At 69.5% G+C, this 14,761-nt stretch carries 15 protein-coding genes; 10 read left to right on the top strand and 5 right to left on the bottom strand.

What is annotated here, in order from left to right; translation table 11 throughout:
• Window positions 1-28 precede the first annotated feature (28 nt).
• From pdxH to WKR98_RS22080, 4 genes are all read left to right on the top strand, one after another.
• The gene (gene pdxH, locus WKR98_RS22065) at window positions 29-667 is read left to right on the top strand and encodes a pyridoxamine 5'-phosphate oxidase (RefSeq protein ID WP_192901842.1); all 639 of its coding nucleotides are present in this window, start codon (window positions 29-31) and stop codon (window positions 665-667) included.
• Between the two features lie 7 nt (window positions 668-674).
• Window positions 675-1,760 (top strand): DUF72 domain-containing protein, encoded by a 1,086-nt coding sequence (locus tag WKR98_RS22070; RefSeq protein ID WP_124690937.1) that lies wholly within the window; start codon window positions 675-677, stop codon window positions 1,758-1,760.
• 65 nt (window positions 1,761-1,825) lie between these two features.
• On the top strand, window positions 1,826-2,341 hold the full coding sequence (locus WKR98_RS22075; RefSeq protein WP_124690938.1) for a flavin reductase family protein: 516 nt from the start codon (window positions 1,826-1,828) through the stop codon (window positions 2,339-2,341).
• 23 nt (window positions 2,342-2,364) lie between these two features.
• Entirely contained in the window at window positions 2,365-3,147 is a 783-nt protein-coding gene (locus tag WKR98_RS22080) for a hypothetical protein (protein WP_341434672.1), read from the top strand.
• 1 nt (window position 3,148) lies between these two features.
• On the opposite strand, the gene WKR98_RS22085 is transcribed toward WKR98_RS22080, so the two are convergent.
• The 4 genes from WKR98_RS22085 to WKR98_RS22100 all read right to left on the bottom strand — a co-directional run bounded on the left by WKR98_RS22085 (window position 3,149) and on the right by WKR98_RS22100 (window position 7,065).
• Window positions 3,149-4,144 carry an L-threonylcarbamoyladenylate synthase gene (locus WKR98_RS22085; RefSeq protein WP_341434673.1) on the bottom strand — a complete coding sequence of 332 codons (996 nt, stop codon included), beginning with the start codon at window positions 4,142-4,144 and terminating at the stop codon, window positions 3,149-3,151.
• Window positions 4,145-4,148: 4 nt separating this feature from the next.
• Window positions 4,149-5,324: a 5-(carboxyamino)imidazole ribonucleotide synthase gene (locus WKR98_RS22090; protein ID WP_341434674.1), complete on the bottom strand. Its 1,176-nt coding sequence runs from the start codon at window positions 5,322-5,324 to the stop codon at window positions 4,149-4,151.
• Window positions 5,321-5,851, bottom strand: coding sequence for a 5-(carboxyamino)imidazole ribonucleotide mutase (gene purE / locus WKR98_RS22095; protein ID WP_192901768.1), 531 nt, complete (start codon window positions 5,849-5,851; stop codon window positions 5,321-5,323). Before purE ends, WKR98_RS22090 begins: the two co-directional genes overlap by 4 nt.
• 122 nt (window positions 5,852-5,973) lie before the next feature.
• Window positions 5,974-7,065, bottom strand: a complete 1,092-nt coding sequence (locus tag WKR98_RS22100) for a YeiH family protein (RefSeq protein ID WP_124690942.1) — start codon at window positions 7,063-7,065, stop codon at window positions 5,974-5,976.
• A gap of 109 nt (window positions 7,066-7,174) precedes the next feature.
• Here WKR98_RS22100 and WKR98_RS22105 point away from each other — a divergent pair, with 109 nt between their 5' ends.
• Together WKR98_RS22105 and trxA are read left to right on the top strand one after the other, a co-directional pair.
• Window positions 7,175-8,134 (top strand): LysR family transcriptional regulator, encoded by a 960-nt coding sequence (locus tag WKR98_RS22105; RefSeq protein ID WP_341434675.1) that lies wholly within the window; start codon window positions 7,175-7,177, stop codon window positions 8,132-8,134.
• Window positions 8,135-8,182: 48 nt separating this feature from the next.
• Window positions 8,183-9,025 carry a thioredoxin gene (gene trxA / locus WKR98_RS22110; RefSeq protein WP_341434676.1) on the top strand — a complete coding sequence of 281 codons (843 nt, stop codon included), beginning with the start codon at window positions 8,183-8,185 and terminating at the stop codon, window positions 9,023-9,025.
• A 273-nt stretch (window positions 9,026-9,298) separates the two neighbouring features.
• Here the strand turns inward: trxA and WKR98_RS22115 are convergent, their stop codons facing one another.
• Window positions 9,299-10,267 carry a Bug family tripartite tricarboxylate transporter substrate binding protein gene (locus tag WKR98_RS22115; RefSeq protein WP_341434677.1) on the bottom strand — a complete coding sequence of 323 codons (969 nt, stop codon included), beginning with the start codon at window positions 10,265-10,267 and terminating at the stop codon, window positions 9,299-9,301.
• Between the two features lie 150 nt (window positions 10,268-10,417).
• On the opposite strand from WKR98_RS22115, the gene WKR98_RS22120 reads away from it, so the two are divergent.
• The 4 genes from WKR98_RS22120 to WKR98_RS22135 are packed head-to-tail and all read left to right on the top strand — an operon-like array spanning window position 10,418 to window position 14,749.
• The gene (locus tag WKR98_RS22120) at window positions 10,418-11,410 is read left to right on the top strand and encodes a PhnD/SsuA/transferrin family substrate-binding protein (RefSeq protein WP_124690946.1); all 993 of its coding nucleotides are present in this window, start codon (window positions 10,418-10,420) and stop codon (window positions 11,408-11,410) included.
• A 9-nt stretch (window positions 11,411-11,419) separates the two neighbouring features.
• On the top strand, window positions 11,420-12,358 hold the full coding sequence (locus tag WKR98_RS22125) for a 3-carboxyethylcatechol 2,3-dioxygenase (RefSeq protein WP_124690947.1): 939 nt from the start codon (window positions 11,420-11,422) through the stop codon (window positions 12,356-12,358).
• A 34-nt stretch (window positions 12,359-12,392) separates the two neighbouring features.
• A complete protein-coding gene (locus tag WKR98_RS22130) occupies window positions 12,393-13,241 on the top strand; it encodes an alpha/beta fold hydrolase (RefSeq protein WP_341434678.1) in 849 nt (282 codons plus the stop codon).
• A gap of 56 nt (window positions 13,242-13,297) precedes the next feature.
• The gene (locus WKR98_RS22135; protein ID WP_341434679.1) at window positions 13,298-14,749 is read left to right on the top strand and encodes an aldehyde dehydrogenase family protein; all 1,452 of its coding nucleotides are present in this window, start codon (window positions 13,298-13,300) and stop codon (window positions 14,747-14,749) included.
• The last annotated feature ends 12 nt before the right edge of the window (window positions 14,750-14,761 follow it).

Here is a 14,761-nt window from a genome sequence, read left to right on the forward strand (position 1 = left end):
TGAGGGCTGGAGTCCTTTCTTTCCGCCGATCATGTCCATCGCCGACATCCGCCAGATCTACCAGCAGGGCGCCTTGCTGGAAGCCGACGCCCCCGCCTCGCCGTTCGAATTGTTCGGAGCCTGGTTCGGCCGCGCCGTCGCCGACAAGCTGCCCGACCCCAACGCCATGGCGCTGGCCACCGTGGACGAACGCGGCCGCCCGGCCGCGCGTACGGTGCTGCTCAAGGGCTACGACGAACGCGGCTTCGTGTTCTACACCAACTACCGGTCTCGCAAGGGGCGAGACCTGGCTCATCTGCCCTATGCCAGCCTGCTGTTCTTCTGGCCCTTGCACGAACGGCAGATCCGCATCGAAGGCCGCGTGGAACTGGCCTCGGACCAGGAATCGGACACCTATTTCCACAGCCGGCCGCTGGCCTCGCGCATCGGGGCCTGGGCCTCGGACCAGAGCACCGAGATTCCCGACCGCGACGTGCTGCGGGCGCGCGAAGCCCAGTTGCTGGCCGAGCTGGGCGAGCATCCCCCCCGCCCCGCGCACTGGGGCGGATACCGCGTCGTGCCCGACGCCGTCGAATTCTGGCAGGGCCGGCCGTCCCGCCTGCACGACCGCCTGCTCTATCGCCCCCGGTCCGAAGGGGGCTGGCACATCGTGCGCCTGGCGCCATGACCGCCGCATGATCCCGCAGGACCCGTCTTCCGATCCGGACGAGCCGGCGGACGGCGAGGACGGCGCACAGCGCTCGTTCTTCGGCGACGCGCCCGCCCCGAAGCCGGCCAAGGCCAAGAGCCGGGCCAAGACGATCCCGGCCGCCGAGCACCCCGACGCGCTGCGGCAGTTGGGCGCCGCGATGCCCGGGCAGTTGCACCTGGGCACCTCGTCGTGGGCCTTCGCCGGCTGGAACGGCATCGTCTACGGCGCCAAGGCCAGCGAATCGCTGCTGTCGCGCGAGGGCCTGCCCGCGTATTCCTCGCACCCCCTGCTCAACAGCGTCAGCCTGGACCGCACCTTCTACGCGCCCTTGACCGCCGAGCAGTACGCCCATTACGCGCACCAGGTGCCCGTGGGCTTTCGTTTCGTCGTCAAGGCGCCCAACCTGGTAACCGATGCCGTGCTTCGCGACGATCGTGGCGCGCCGTCCGGGCCCAACCCCAGTTTCCTGGATCCGGTGCTGGCCACCGACCATTTCGTCACGCCCTGCCTGGAAGGCCTGGGCACCAAGGCGGGCCCGCTGGTATTCCAGTTCTCTCCGCTGCCGCCCGAGATCCTGGGCGACCCCGCCGGCTGGGTTGCCCGCCTGTCGGCCTTCCTGGCCGCGCTGCCGCCGCTGCCTGCCTCGCAGGGCCATGAACGCCCCTTCTACGCGGTGGAGTTCCGCGACCCGCAAGCGGTCACGCCGCGCATGATGAAGATGCTGGCGGAACGCGGCGTGCGCTACTGCGTGGCCATCCATGCGCGGATGCCGTCGGCGGCGCGCCAGATGCAAGCCGTGGCCGCGACCGGCCCCGGGCCACTGGTGGTGCGCTGGAGCCTGCTGGCGGGCCAGCGCTACGAAGCAGCCAAGGCACGCTTCTCGCCTTTCGACAAGATCCAGGTCCAGGACCCCGAGACACGGCGGGTCCTGGCCGAGGCCGCGCTGGCCGCCCACGCATCGGGCCAGCCGGCCTGGATCGTGGCCAACAACAAGGCCGAGGGCAGCGCCCCCCTGACGCTCGAGCTCCTGGCAAGGGAAATCGCGACACGCTCCGCGCCTCCCGGATAGAATGAGGGTTTACAGCAACATCAGCCACGCCACCCGCACCCTGGGTGCGTCAGCCCTCCCCCTGGATGCCCGCAGCTCTTCCGGATTTCGACTCCACCGCCTTCCGCTCCGCCCTGGGCCGCTTCGCCACCGGCGTGACGGTCGTCACCGCCATGGGCGCCGACGGACATCCCGTCGGCCTGACGGTCAGTTCGTTCAATTCGGTGTCGCTGTCCCCGCCTCTGGTGTTGTGGAGCCTGTCGCTCACTTCCGGATCCCTGCCGGTGCTCGAAGCGGCCAGCCACTACGCGGTGAACGTGCTGGCGGCCGACCAGATCGACGTCGCCCGGCGCTTCGCCACGCGCGGCCATCCGGCCGAGCGCTTCGCGCACGTCACCTGGCGGCCCAGCCGCCACGGCGCCCCGCTGATCGACGGCTGCACGGCCTGGTTCGAATGCTATAACCGCAGCAGGTATCGCGAAGGCGACCACTGCATCTTCGTCGGTGAAGTCGAGCACTGCGGCCACACCGACGCCATGCCGCTGGTGTTCCATGCCGGCGGCTTCGACCTGACACCGCAGCGGCCGCGCAAGGCCCCCTGAACCCCTTACCCGCCAGGCTTCCCATGCATCGTCGCACCGTCCTCGCCCTGCTCTGCGCCCTGTCCCTGACCGCCTGCAACGGCTATTTCGGCTCGGGCGGCGACGGCGATGGCGGAGGCGGAGACGGCGGGAGCAACAGCGACGCGCAGGGCATCTGGACCGGCAACCTCACCAGCGACACCTTGTCGCTCAGCATGCTGGTCACGCCCAGCAACGAACTGTGGGCCATGTCCTGGAGCGAGGGCTTCAGCCAGGTCCGGCGCATGACCCGCGGCACCGGATCCCTGAACGGCAAGGCCTTCACCGGCACGGGCAAGACCTTCGGCACCGGCGACACCACGGTCGAGACGGCCAACCTGACCGGCACGGTCACCAGCGCGGCCAGCTTCGACGGGAACCTGGGCCAGAACGTGACCTTCTCCTCCAGTTTCAGCAGCCAGTACAACGACGCCTTCGACCTGGCCAACTACGCCGGCACATGGACTGGCCGCGACAGCATCAGCAGCTCGTCCGTGACATTCACCATCCAGTCCAACGGCGATTTTTCGGCCAACTCGCAGGTCAGCGGCAGACCGGACACGTGCAGCATCAATGGCAAGCTGGCCAAGGCCTCGTCGGGCAAGAACTACGCGACCACGACCTTCTCGTTCGGCAGCGCCACGAACTGCCTGAGCCAGCACGCGGGCGCCAGCATGCAGGGCGTGGCGATGCGGTTGACGGAAAAGGACAAGCAGCCGCTGCTGCTGATCATGGCCACCAACAGCGGCCAGTCGGCGGGCTGGTTCGCCTACGCGCGCAAGCAGTAGCTCAGGCCTCGCCCGACCCCACGGCCGCCCGCCCCAGGCGGTCGCGCACCGCCGTCCAGGCAGGCGCGCCGGGCGGCTGTTCGAACAGCAGGACATCCACTCCCTTGCCGTCCAATTCGCGCAAGGTCGCGTACAGCGACTGCGCGTAGCGCTCCGGATCGGCGGGCGCCTCCAGCCAGCAGGCGGCGCCGCCCGGATCCTGCCGCGACCATACCCCCACCGAGCGGCCGCGCGCCGCCTCGGCGGCGATCTCGCCCGCCAGCCGGCCGGCATCGACCAGCCTGAGCGGCGTGCGCGGCGCATAGTGCGCCGACAGCGATCCCGATACGCGCGGCACCGGGCGCTGCGCGTCCATCTGGGCGCGGGTCAGCACGGCGCTGCCCAGCACCTCGGACAGGGCCAGCGCCGAGACATGGCCCGGACGCAGCAGGATGGGAATCTGGGTGGAAACGTCGACGATGGTCGACTCGATGCCGACCTCGCACGGACCGCCGTCCAGCACCAGCGGCACCAAGTCGCCGAACTCGTCGGCCACGTGGGCCGCGGTGGTCGGGCTGACCCGGCCGAAGCGGTTGGCCGACGGCGCGGCCAGTCCGCCGTCGAAGGCGGCCAGCAGGGCCTGCGCGACAGGATGCGAGGGACAGCGCAGCCCCACCGTGTCCTGCCCGCCCGTCACGGCATCCAGCACGCCGGCGGCGCGCGGCAGGATCAGCGTCAGCGGCCCGGGCCAGAACGCGTCCATCAGCCGGCGGGCGACGTCGGGAACATTCGCGGCCCAGCGCGACAGGTCGGTGCCGGCCGCGACGTGAACGATGACGGGATGGTCGTTGGGCCGGCCTTTCGCGGCGAAGATGCGCGCGACCGCCTCGGCATCCGAGGCATCCGCGGCCAGGCCGTAGACCGTCTCGGTGGGCAGGCCCACCAGTTGCCCGGCCCGCAGCAGCGCCACCGCCTGCGCGATGGCGTCGGGCGTGGGCGGCAGGATGCGCGCGCTCATGCCGCTACGGATAGGCAATGCCCAGCGCCGCCGCCACCTGCGCGGCACTGCGCTCGGCCTGCGCCCGGTCGGTACCCAGGCAGGTCACGTGGCCCATCTTGCGGCCGCGCCGCGCCTCGGCCTTGCCATACAGGTGCAGCTTGGCGCCGGGCGCCTGCAAGGCCCGGCTCCAGGCCGGCTCGGCGGCCTGTTCGCCCGCCTGGAACCAGATGTCGCCCAGGATGTTGAGCATGACCGAGGCGGCCAGCGGATCGGACGACCCCAGCGGCTGGCCCGCCAGCACCCGCGCCTGCTGTTCGAACTGGCTGGTGACGCAGGCATCGATGCTGTAGTGGCCGCTGTTGTGCGGCCGCGGCGCGATTTCGTTGACGATCAGGCGCTCGCCCGGCAGCACGAAGAACTCCACGCACAGCACGCCGCAATACTCCAGCCCGGCCGCGACCTGCAGCGCCGCGGCGCGGGCGCGGCGCACGATGTCCTCGGAGGCGCGCGGCGACGGCACGGTCGAGATCGCCAGGATGCCGTCGCGATGCACGTTCTCGGAGACGGGATAGGTCACCACTTCGCCGTCGAAGCCGCGCGCGACCACGACGGAAATCTCGAACTCCAGCGGCAGCCGGGCCTCGAGCACGCAGGGCACGTTGCCGAACGAGGCGAACGCGGCGCGGGCCTGCTCGGCCGACTCGACCCGGGCCTGGCCCTTGCCGTCGTAGCCCAGCCGCGCGGCCTTCAGGATGCCCGGATACAGCGAGGCGGAGGCCGCGGCGATGTCGGCCTCGGAACGGATCTCGGCATAGGGCGCCACGGGCACGCCTATCGAGGCGATGTAGCCTTTCTCGGCGATGCGGTCCTGGGCGATGGCCACCGCCCCCGCGGCCGGGCTGACCTGGCAGCGCAAGGCCAGCTTCTCCAGGCTGGCGGCCGGGACGTTCTCGAATTCGGTCGTGACGGCGGAGCAGCGTTCGGCCAGCTGCGCCAGGCCGGTCTCGTCATCGTAGCCGGCACGGATGTGCAGGTCGGCCACCGCGCCGGCGGGACAATCGGCGATCGGATCCAGCACCGCCACGCGGTATCCCATGCTTTGCGCGGCATGGCAGAACATCCGCCCCAGTTGTCCGCCGCCCAGCAGCCCCAGCCAGCCGCCGGGCTGCACCACGCGCGCCTGCTTGTCCCCGCTCATGCCTGGCCTCCCGGGGGCAGCGCCATCGCGCGCGCGGCCTCGGTCTGGCGGGCGCGGAAGGCTTCGAGCTTCTTTCGCAGCGCCGGATCGGTACAGGCCAGGTTGGCCACCGCGTGCAGCGCCGCGTTGGCCGCGCCCGCCTCGCCGATGGCGAAGGTGGCCACCGGCACGCCCTTGGGCATCTGGACGATGGAAAGCAGGGAATCCTCGCCGCGCAGGTACTTGGACGGCACCGGCACGCCGAACACCGGCACCGGCGTCAGCGCCGCCAGCATGCCCGGCAGGTGGGCCGCGCCGCCGGCGCCCGCGATGATGGCGCGCAGGCCCCGGCGGGTGGCTTCGGCGCCGTACTCGACCATGTCGAGCGGCATGCGGTGGGCCGAGACCACGCGGGTTTCATGCGCCACGCCGAACTCGTCGAGCACGACGACGGCATGCTTCATGATCTCCCAGTCGCTGGAAGACCCCATGACGATGCCGATCTGCACCGCCCCGGAGGAAGAAGAGGAAGAAGGGGAACTGGACATGTGGGACCTTGCGGGCACCCGGCGTGCCGGGGCAGCGGGCGAGCGTCGAAAAGCGCGATTTTAACCCGCCACGGCATCGCCGCAGCGGGATGCCCGTCCCTGGGGCGATCCCGCGACAGGTCTTAGCCGATCAGCGCGTTGACCAGCGCTCCGCCCCCCACCAGCCAGACGAACAGCAGTCCGGCCAGCAGCAGCGGACGCAGCCCGGCGCGGCGGATGGCGCCGACGTGGGTGGTCAGCCCCAGCGCGGCCATCGCGATGGCCAGCAGCAGAGTGTCGAAGTCGATCGCGGCCGACATCAGCCAGTCGGGGATGGCCACCAGCGAATTGAACACGACCATGGCGATGAAGCCCACGGCGAACCAGGGGATGCACAGGCCGCTGCCCTCGCCCTTGCCTTCGGCCTTGCCGCGCGCGCATTCCCAGGCCAGCCAGGCGGACAGCGCCAGCAGGAACGGGGCCAGCATCATGACCCGCACCATCTTGGCGATGACGGCGGTGTCGGCCGCCTCGGTTCCCACCGCGCGGGCCGCGGCGATGACCTGGGCCACCTCGTGCACCGTGGAACCGACGTAGACGCCGAAACCGTGGGTGCCGCCGGGGATCAGGCCCCACTGCTGGTTCAGCTCGTACAGGAAGGGGTAGAGGAACATCGACACCGTGCCGAACACCACCACGGTCGCGACCGCCACCGCGACCTGGTCGGCCTTGGCGCGCAGCACCGGCGCGGTGGCCATGACCGCGGCCGCGCCGCAGATGGAGCCGCCGGCGCCGATCAGCCAGGCCGAGGTCCGGTCGAGCTTGAACACCCGCGTGCCCACCAGCCATGCCAGGCCGAAGGTCGACAGCAGCATGACCGCGTCGATGGCCACGCCCGCGGCGCCGACGCCGCCTATGTCCTGCCAGGTCAGGCGCAGGCCATACAGGATGACGCCCGCGCGCAACAACGTCTGCTTGGCCACGCCCACCCCGACCGCGCTGGGCGCCGCGATGCGCGGATAGACGGTGTTGCCCACCAGCATGCCCAGCACGATGGCCAGCGTCAGCGCGCTGAACCCCCGGCTGGCGAAGAAATCCCACCCCGCCAGCCCCATCGCGGCGACCCCGATGGCCGCGGCCAGCAGGAGACCGGGGGCCGCCTGCCTGAAGAATCCGGCCTTGCCCTGGGAGGGCTGGCCGGCGGCGGCGACGTGGGTAGCAGACGAATTCGACATAAGCTAATAACTTCTGGAATGAATGCCCTCCACTCTAAGCAAGCCCTTCGATCCGTCAAAACGGTTTATTTTTGTATATTCAAACTGGAAAACTGGTAATTCGAGTTATATGGAAGCCTTGCGCCTGACCTTGCGCCAATTGCAGATATTCGCCGCCGTCGCCGACACCGGCAGCACCAGCGCCGCGGCCACGGCCGTGGCGCTGTCCCAGTCCGCCACCAGCGCGGCGCTGAACGACCTGGAGCGGGCCCTGGACATGGCCTTGTTCGACCGGGTGGGCAAGCGCCTGGTGCTCAACGACAATGGCCGGGAATTGCTGCCCCAGGCGCGCGAACTGCTGGACCGCGCCACCGCGATCGAACGCTGGGCCCGCGACGGCCAGGGCCACGTGGGCGGGCTGCGCATAGGCGCCAGCACCACCATCGGCAACTACGTGCTGCCCACCCTGCTGGCGGGCTTCCAGCGCGACCTGGCGGACAGCGGACAGCCGCAATGGACCGCCCACGTCGCCATCGCCAACACGCTGGCCATCGCCACGCAGGTGGTGAACTTCGAGCTGGACCTGGCCCTGGTCGAGGGGCCGTGCGAACAGCCCGAGCTGACCGTGGAACCCTGGCTGACCGACGAACTCGTGATCGTGGCCGGGGCGCGCGACCCCATCGTGCCGCCGACGGGCGGACGGGTCTCCACCGCCCAGCTGCGCGCCGCCACGTGGCTGCTGCGCGAGGAAGGCTCCGGCACCCGCGAAACCATACGCGAAGCGCTGACCCCATACCTGCACCACATGAAATCGGGCATCGAGTTCGGCAACTCGGAAGCGATCAAGCGCGCCGCCGCGGGCGGACTGGGCATCACCTGCCTGTCGCGCTGGGTGGTCAGCGACATGCTGGCGACCGGCGAACTGGTCGAGCTGCCGACGGACCTGCCCCGCCTCGACCGCTCGTTCTACCTGATCTCCCACACGCGCAAGCTGGCCACGCCCGGCGTGCGCCGGCTGACGGCCTACCTGCGGGCCTTCGCGCACGATGCGACCGCAACCGGGGACCCGGCCCGCCCTCGGGAAAAATGAAGCACAATCTCTGTTTGATTACTGCTTCATAGCCATAGGATTCCCGGTATGGATGTCACGCTCGCCAATTTCGAAGCCGAGGTCTTGCAGGCCTCGCGCGAAAAGCCGGTTCTGGTCGATTTCTGGGCCCCCTGGTGCGGCCCCTGCCGCTCGCTGACCCCCATCCTCGAAAAGCTCGAGCGCGACTACGGCGGCGCCTTCAAGCTGGTCAAGGTCAACGTCGACGAAAACCAGCAACTGGCCGCCCACTTCCAGGCGCGCAGCATTCCCCTGGTGGTCGCCATCCTGGATGGGCGCCCGGTCGACCAGTTCAACGGCGCGCTGCCGGAAGGCCAGGTCCGCGCCTTCATCGACCGCCTGCTGCCGCTGCCCCACGAGCAGGAACACCAGCAGGCCATGGCCGCCATGCAGGCCGGAGACATCGCCACCGCCGAGAAACACCTGCGCGCGGCGCTGGTCCTGGACGCGGCCTACGATCCGGCGCGCATGGACTACGTCGAGCTGCTGCTGACCACCGGCCGGCCCGAAGACGCCAAGGCCCAGTTCGCGCTGCTGACGCCGCAGGCCAAGGCCGATCCCCACTACGCCAACCTGGAGACCGCCCTGAACGCGGTCGAACAGGCGCAGGACTCGCCCGAGGAAACCGAGCTGCTGGCCCGCATCCAGCAGAACCCCGGCGACCTGCAGGCGCGCCTGGACCTGGCCAACAAGCGCATCGCGCGCCGCGCCTGGGCCGGCGCGATGGACGAACTGCTGGAAATCGTCCAGCGCGACCGCGGCTTCCAGGAAGAAATCGGCCGCAAGACCCTGATCGCCGTCTTCGACATGGCCTCGGCCCAACCCGAGCTGGTCTCGCAGTACCGCCGCAAACTGTCGACGGTACTATTTTGACCCCCAGGGGAAGCCCACCCCCTACGCCCTTCGGGCACCCCCTCAGGGGGGCGGCGCTGGCGGACCGGCAAAGCCGGATCCGCGGCGCCCTGGGTCTAGAGCCTGTTTCTTGGTACGCCACACCGTTGCTACCGCGGGCAGCCAGCGATAGCAACCGTGCTTCAGTCCAAGATACTTTCCCTAGACCCAGGAAACCGCGGATCTGGCTCCGCCAGTCCGCCGGTTTCGCCCCCTGGGGGGCGCGCGTAAGCGCGTAGGGGGGGTCCTCTTCTTCTACTCGATTTTTATGCCGGTGTCGGCCACGACCTTGCCCCAGCGCTGCGTTTCGTCGGCGACCAGCTTGCCCAGTTCGGCGGGTGACGACGGGGCCGGGTCGGCATAGACGCCGGACAGTTTCTCTGCCACGGCGGGCTCGCGCAGCGCCGTCGCCACCATTTTCGACAATGCATCCACGGCGGCCTGGGGCGTGCCCTTGGGCGCGAACAGCGCGAACCAGCCGCCCGACTCCAGGCCCGACACGCCGGATTCGGCGAAGGTGGGAATGTCCGGCGCGAAGCGCGAACGCTGGGTGCCCGTCACGGCGATGGCCTTGATGCGGCCGTCCTTGAGCAGCGGCATGGCCGGCGGCAGGCCGGCCACCACCAGGTCCAGCTCGCCGCGCGCCAGCGCCGGCAAGGCCTCGGCGAAGCTGCGGCTGTACGGGATGTGCAGCAGCTTGAGCCCATAATTGTTCTGCAGGTAGGCGGCGGCCAGGTGCAGGTTGGTGCCGACGCCGGGCGTGCCATAGCGCAACTCCTTCTGCCTGGCCAGCGCAAGGAACTCCTGCGGATTCGAGGCCGGCAGCTTGGGGCTGGCCAGCAGCACGTTCTGGATACGAGCCAGCAGCGCGACGGGCGCGAAGTCCTTCTCCGGCTTGATGCGCCAGTCGGGATAGAGATGGGTCAGGATGCCGTGCGTGTCCTTGCCGCCCAGCAGCAGCGTGTAGCCGTCGGCCTTGGCATCGGCCACGGCTTCGGTGCCTATCTTGCCGCCGGCGCCCAGCTTGTTCTCGACCACGAAGGACTGGCCGGTCTGGCGCGACAGTTGTTCGCTCACGACGCGCGCGATCATGTCCGGCGCCGTGCCCGGCCCATAGGGCACGACCACGCGCACGGGCCGGTCGGGATAGGAAGGTTTCTGGGCCGCCGCGGACGCGCAGACGAACACGGCGGCAAGCGCGCAACGCGCGATGGATCGGTGCATGGAAGTCTCCTCGTATACGCATGCCTGTGTCTTTCGAATGGATGGTCCGGCATGCGCAGACTCGATGCTAAACCTCTAAAACTCAAAAATCTATACTTTTGATTTTTTGAGGTCTAGAATGGGCGCCGATGATCGAACCGCAGGAGCATCATGGCCCGCTTACCCATCACCATCGCCACCTGGGACTATGACCGGGTCCGTCCGCTGCTGGACGGCCGCGTCACCGTCGAAGGCTGCGAGGTCAACTACCTTCCCATGCCGGTGGAGGAATGTTTCCACCGCGCCTATTTCCACGGGGAGTTCGACGTCGCCGAGATCGGCTTCAGTCCCTTCCTGATCGCGCTGTCGCGCGGCATCGCGCCCTACGTCGCCCTGCCCGTCTTCCTGTCGCGCACCTTCCGCCACTCCGCCATCTACATCCGCAACGACCGCGGCATCGCCAGCGCGGCCGACCTGCGCGGCAAGCGCATCGGCCTGCCCGAGTACCAGATGTCCGCCGTGCTGTGGGTGCGGGGCTTCCTGAAGGACGAGTACGGCATCGAGGCCGCCGACATCGACTGGGTCCAGGGTGGCCTGGAACAGTATGGCCGCAAGGACAAGTTTCCGCTCAACCTCCCGCCGGGCTTCCCGCTGTCGAGCGCGCCCGAAGGCCGCTCGCTGTCGAACCTGCTGGCCAGCGGTGAACTGGACGCCGTCATCTCCGCCCGCGCGCCATCGTGCCTGCTCGATGGCCATCCCCGGGTCCAGCGCCTGTACCCCGACTACCGCGCGGTCGAGCAGGCGTACTACGCCCGCACCGGCCTGTTCCCCATCATGCACGCGCTGGGCGTGCGCCAGGATCTCGCCCAGGCGCATCCGTGGCTGCCCTCCAGCCTGTACAAGGCGTTCGCCCAGGCCAAGGAAATCGCCGAGCGCGACCTGCGCGAAGTCACCGCGCTGAAGATCGGGCTGCCGTGGGTGACCGCCGAACTGGAATCGACCGAGGCCGTCATGGGCCGGGATTTCTGGCCCTACGGCGTGGAAGCCAACCGCAAGACGCTGGCAGCGATGACGCGCTATTCGTACGAACAGGGGTTGGCCGTCCGCCAACTGGGCGTGGACGAACTGTTCGCGGCCAGCACGCTCGACCCCGTCCACATCTAGGAGCCGCCCATGCCCGCGCAACTGATCTGCTGCTCGCACAGTCCGCTCATGCTGGCCGACATCGAGGCGTCCGATCCCGAGGGCCAGCGCGCCTTCTTCGACGAAATGGAAACGGTCTCGCGCGAAGTCCATGCCTTCGCGCCCGACCTCGTGGTCAGCTTCGGCCCCGACCATTTCAACGGTTTCTTCTACGACTTGATGCCCGCGTTCTGCCTGGGCCTGGCGGCGCACGGCACGCGCGACTGGGGGCTGCCTGGCGGCCCGCTGCGCGTACCCACCGAACTGGCGCTGGAATGCGCCCGGGCGCTGCATCGCCAGGACCTGGACACCGCCATCTCCTACGACATGTGCGTGGACCACGGCAACGCCATCTCGCTGACGCAGCTGACCGGCGCGCTGGCGCGCTACGACGTGCTGCCCATCTTCCTGAACTGCGCCGCCGACCCGCGTCCGTCCATGCGCCGGTCGCGCCTGTTCGGCGAGGCCGTGGGCCGCTTCCTGGCCACGCGCGGCCTGCGCGTGACCATCATCGGCTCGGGCGGCCTGTCGCACGATCCCCCCACGCCGCGCCTGCGCCAGGTGCCGCATGACATCGCGCAACGGCTCGTGAAGCGGCATACCCCCACGGCCGAGGAGCTGGCCGCGCGCGAGGCCCGCGTGATCCAGGCCGGCCGCGACCTGGTCGTCGGCAAGGGCCCCTGCATGCCGCCCGACCGGAAATGGGACGAAGCCTTCATGGCCAAGCTGTGCGCCTACGACACCGAGGCCCTGGATGCCATCGACGATGCCGAGATCGACCGCCAGGGCGGCTTCGGCGGACACGAGATCCGGGCCTGGGTGGCCGCCGCGGCCGCCGCGCGCGCGATCGAGACGCATCCCATGCAGGTGCGCTACTACCGGATCATTCCCGAGTGGCTGACCGGCATGGGCATCGTCACCGCCGGCTGAAACACCGACCACGCATCGACCTGGACACCCCACCATGGCACCCATAGCCCATCGCACCGGCACCGCCCGCAGCGGCGACGTCGAAATCTTCTACCGCCGCTTCGGCGCGCCCGGCGCCACGCCCGTCCTCATCGCGCACGGCCTGTCGTATTTCTCGTACGACTGGACCGGCATCGCCGAGGCCCTGGCCACCGACCGCGAGGTGGTCGCCGTCGACCTGCGCGGCTTCGGCGACTCCACCCGCAGCCCCGACCGGCACTACGACCTGCGCGACTTCGCCGGCGACCTCGTCGCCGTGCTGGACCACCTGCAATGGCCGCGCGCCGTGCTGGCCGGCCACTCCATGGGCGGACGCATCTGCCTGTGCGCCGCGCACTGGTACCCCGAACGGGTGGCGGCGCTGGCCTGCCTGGACTTCGCGCCCGACGTGGCCGCCGCGGGCCGCCGCAACGTCGCCCTGCGCATCGGCAACCAGCCGGACGTATTCGCGTCCGTGGACGAAGCGCTGGCCTACCACGGGCTGCCCGCCGACCTGCCCGCGAACGCGCCCGCCAGGAAGCGCTACGAAGCCTTCCTGCAAGCCGTTCCCGGCGGCTACGAACTCAAGCGCGACCTGCATTTCCGCGACAGCTTCCGCCAGACCCTGCAGGGCAAGCCCGCCGCGCCGGGGCCGGACCTGTGGGCCATGGTCAGGGAACTGAAGGTGCCCGCGCTGTTCGTGCGCGGCAGCCGGTCCGACATGTTCGAGGCGCCCACGCTGGACAAGCTGCGACTGGCCAACCCGCGCTGCCGCGCGGAAGAGATAGACGGCAGCCACGACCTGGCCGGCGACAACCCCGGGGACCTGGCGCGCGTGCTGCGCGGCTTCCTGCCCGCGGACTGAACCGGCCGCCGACCCGATACGACACGACACGACAACAACGACCCAGGAGGAAGACCATGTCCATCGAGAAACTGCTGCCCAGGCATCGCGACCTGTATTACGGCGGCGCCTGGCACCGCCCCGAGGGCGGCTATGCCGACTCCTTCTGCCCGTCCACCGGCGAGAACCTGGGCCCCTGCGCGGTGGCCAGCCACGCCGACGTCGATGCCGCCGTGCGCGCCGCGCACGAGGCCTATGGCTCATGGCGGCGCACCGCGCCCGGCGAACGCGCCACGGTGCTGCGCCGCATCGCCCAGGTCATGCGCGAGCATCGCGAGGAGCTGGCCATGATCGACGCCATCGACTGCGGCAACCCCGTGTCCGCGCTGATGCACGACGTCGACATCGCCACCCAGCTCATCGACTACTTCGCCGGGCTGGTCTATGAGCTGCGCGGCTCCACCATTCCCATGGGCGAAGGCGTCATCGACATGACGGTGCGCGAGCCCTATGGCGTCTGCGCCCGCATCGTCGCCTACAACCATCCGATGATGTTCACCGCCAGCCGGCTGGCGGCGGCCGTCGCCGCCGGCAACACCGTCATCATGAAACCGCCGGTGCAGGCGCCGCTGTCGGCCTATCGGCTGATGGAACTGATAGACGGCATCGCACCGCCCGGGGTCATCAACGTGCTGTCGGGCGGGACCGAGTGCGGGCAGGCGCTGGTCGACCACCCGCTGGTGCCCAAGGTCACGCTGATCGGCAGCATCGCCACCGGCAAGGCCATCTCGCGCGGCGCGGCCGAGCATCTCAAGCACGTCAGCCTGGAACTGGGCGGCAAGAACGCGCTGGTGGTCTACCCCGACGCGGACCTGGAACGCGCGATCAAGGGCGCCGTGGCCGGCATGTGCTTCACCTGGTGCGGCCAGGCATGCAGCTCGACCACGCGGCTGTTCGTGCACGAATCGGTGTACGACCAGGTGGTCCAGGGCGTGCTGGAAGGCGTGCGCGCCTACCGCCCCGGCCTGCCCACGGACAAGGCCACGACCATGGGCGCCATCGTCTCGCGCGAGCAGTACGACAAGATCATGCACTACATCGAGCTGGGCAAGCAGGAAGGCGCCCGGCTGGCGGCGGGCGGCAAGCATCCCGACGGTGCCGGGCTGGCCGACGGATACTTCATCGAGCCCACCGTGTTCACCGACGTGACCATGGACATGCGCATCGCGCGGGAAGAAATATTCGGCCCGGTGCTGTCCATCCTCAAGTGGTCGGACGAGGACGAGATGTTCGACCAGGTCAATTCGCTGGAGTACGGGCTGGCCGCCGGCGTCTACACCACGCGGCTCGATACGGCCCACCGCGCTGCCGGCCGCTTCGAGGCGGGCTACGTCTGGGTCAACAACGCGGCCAAGCATTTCTTCCCCGCTCCTTTCGGCGGCTACAAGCAGTCGGGCAACAACCGCGAGGAATCCTTCGAGGAACTGGTGTCCTACACGCAATTGAAGAACGTCTACATCACGCTTTGAACCAGGAAGAGA

It is taken from the genome of Pigmentiphaga sp. YJ18 (assembly GCF_038066655.1).
In the GTDB taxonomy this organism is placed as follows: domain Bacteria; phylum Pseudomonadota; class Gammaproteobacteria; order Burkholderiales; family Burkholderiaceae_B; genus Pigmentiphaga.

Bases quoted from the DNA above. Each gene is read 5' to 3' on its own strand.
- WKR98_RS22105 (WP_341434675.1), top strand. From the start codon at position 7,175: ATGGAAGCCTTGCGCCTGACCTTGCGCCAATTGCAGATATTCGCCGCC.
- WKR98_RS22090 (WP_341434674.1), bottom strand. From the start codon at position 5,324: ATGAGCGGGGACAAGCAGGCGCGCGTGGTGCAGCCCGGCGGCTGGCTG.
- WKR98_RS22075 (WP_124690938.1), top strand. From the start codon at position 1,826: ATGCCCGCAGCTCTTCCGGATTTCGACTCCACCGCCTTCCGCTCCGCC.
- purE (WP_192901768.1), bottom strand. From the start codon at position 5,851: ATGTCCAGTTCCCCTTCTTCCTCTTCTTCCTCCGGGGCGGTGCAGATC.
- WKR98_RS22115 (WP_341434677.1), bottom strand. From the start codon at position 10,267: ATGCACCGATCCATCGCGCGTTGCGCGCTTGCCGCCGTGTTCGTCTGC.
- WKR98_RS22070 (WP_124690937.1), top strand. From the start codon at position 675: ATGATCCCGCAGGACCCGTCTTCCGATCCGGACGAGCCGGCGGACGGC.
- WKR98_RS22120 (WP_124690946.1), top strand. From the start codon at position 10,418: ATGGCCCGCTTACCCATCACCATCGCCACCTGGGACTATGACCGGGTC.
- WKR98_RS22135 (WP_341434679.1), top strand. From the start codon at position 13,298: ATGTCCATCGAGAAACTGCTGCCCAGGCATCGCGACCTGTATTACGGC.
- WKR98_RS22085 (WP_341434673.1), bottom strand. From the start codon at position 4,144: ATGAGCGCGCGCATCCTGCCGCCCACGCCCGACGCCATCGCGCAGGCG.
- WKR98_RS22080 (WP_341434672.1), top strand. From the start codon at position 2,365: ATGCATCGTCGCACCGTCCTCGCCCTGCTCTGCGCCCTGTCCCTGACC.
- WKR98_RS22130 (WP_341434678.1), top strand. From the start codon at position 12,393: ATGGCACCCATAGCCCATCGCACCGGCACCGCCCGCAGCGGCGACGTC.
- WKR98_RS22100 (WP_124690942.1), bottom strand. From the start codon at position 7,065: ATGTCGAATTCGTCTGCTACCCACGTCGCCGCCGCCGGCCAGCCCTCC.
- WKR98_RS22125 (WP_124690947.1), top strand. From the start codon at position 11,420: ATGCCCGCGCAACTGATCTGCTGCTCGCACAGTCCGCTCATGCTGGCC.
- trxA (WP_341434676.1), top strand. From the start codon at position 8,183: ATGGATGTCACGCTCGCCAATTTCGAAGCCGAGGTCTTGCAGGCCTCG.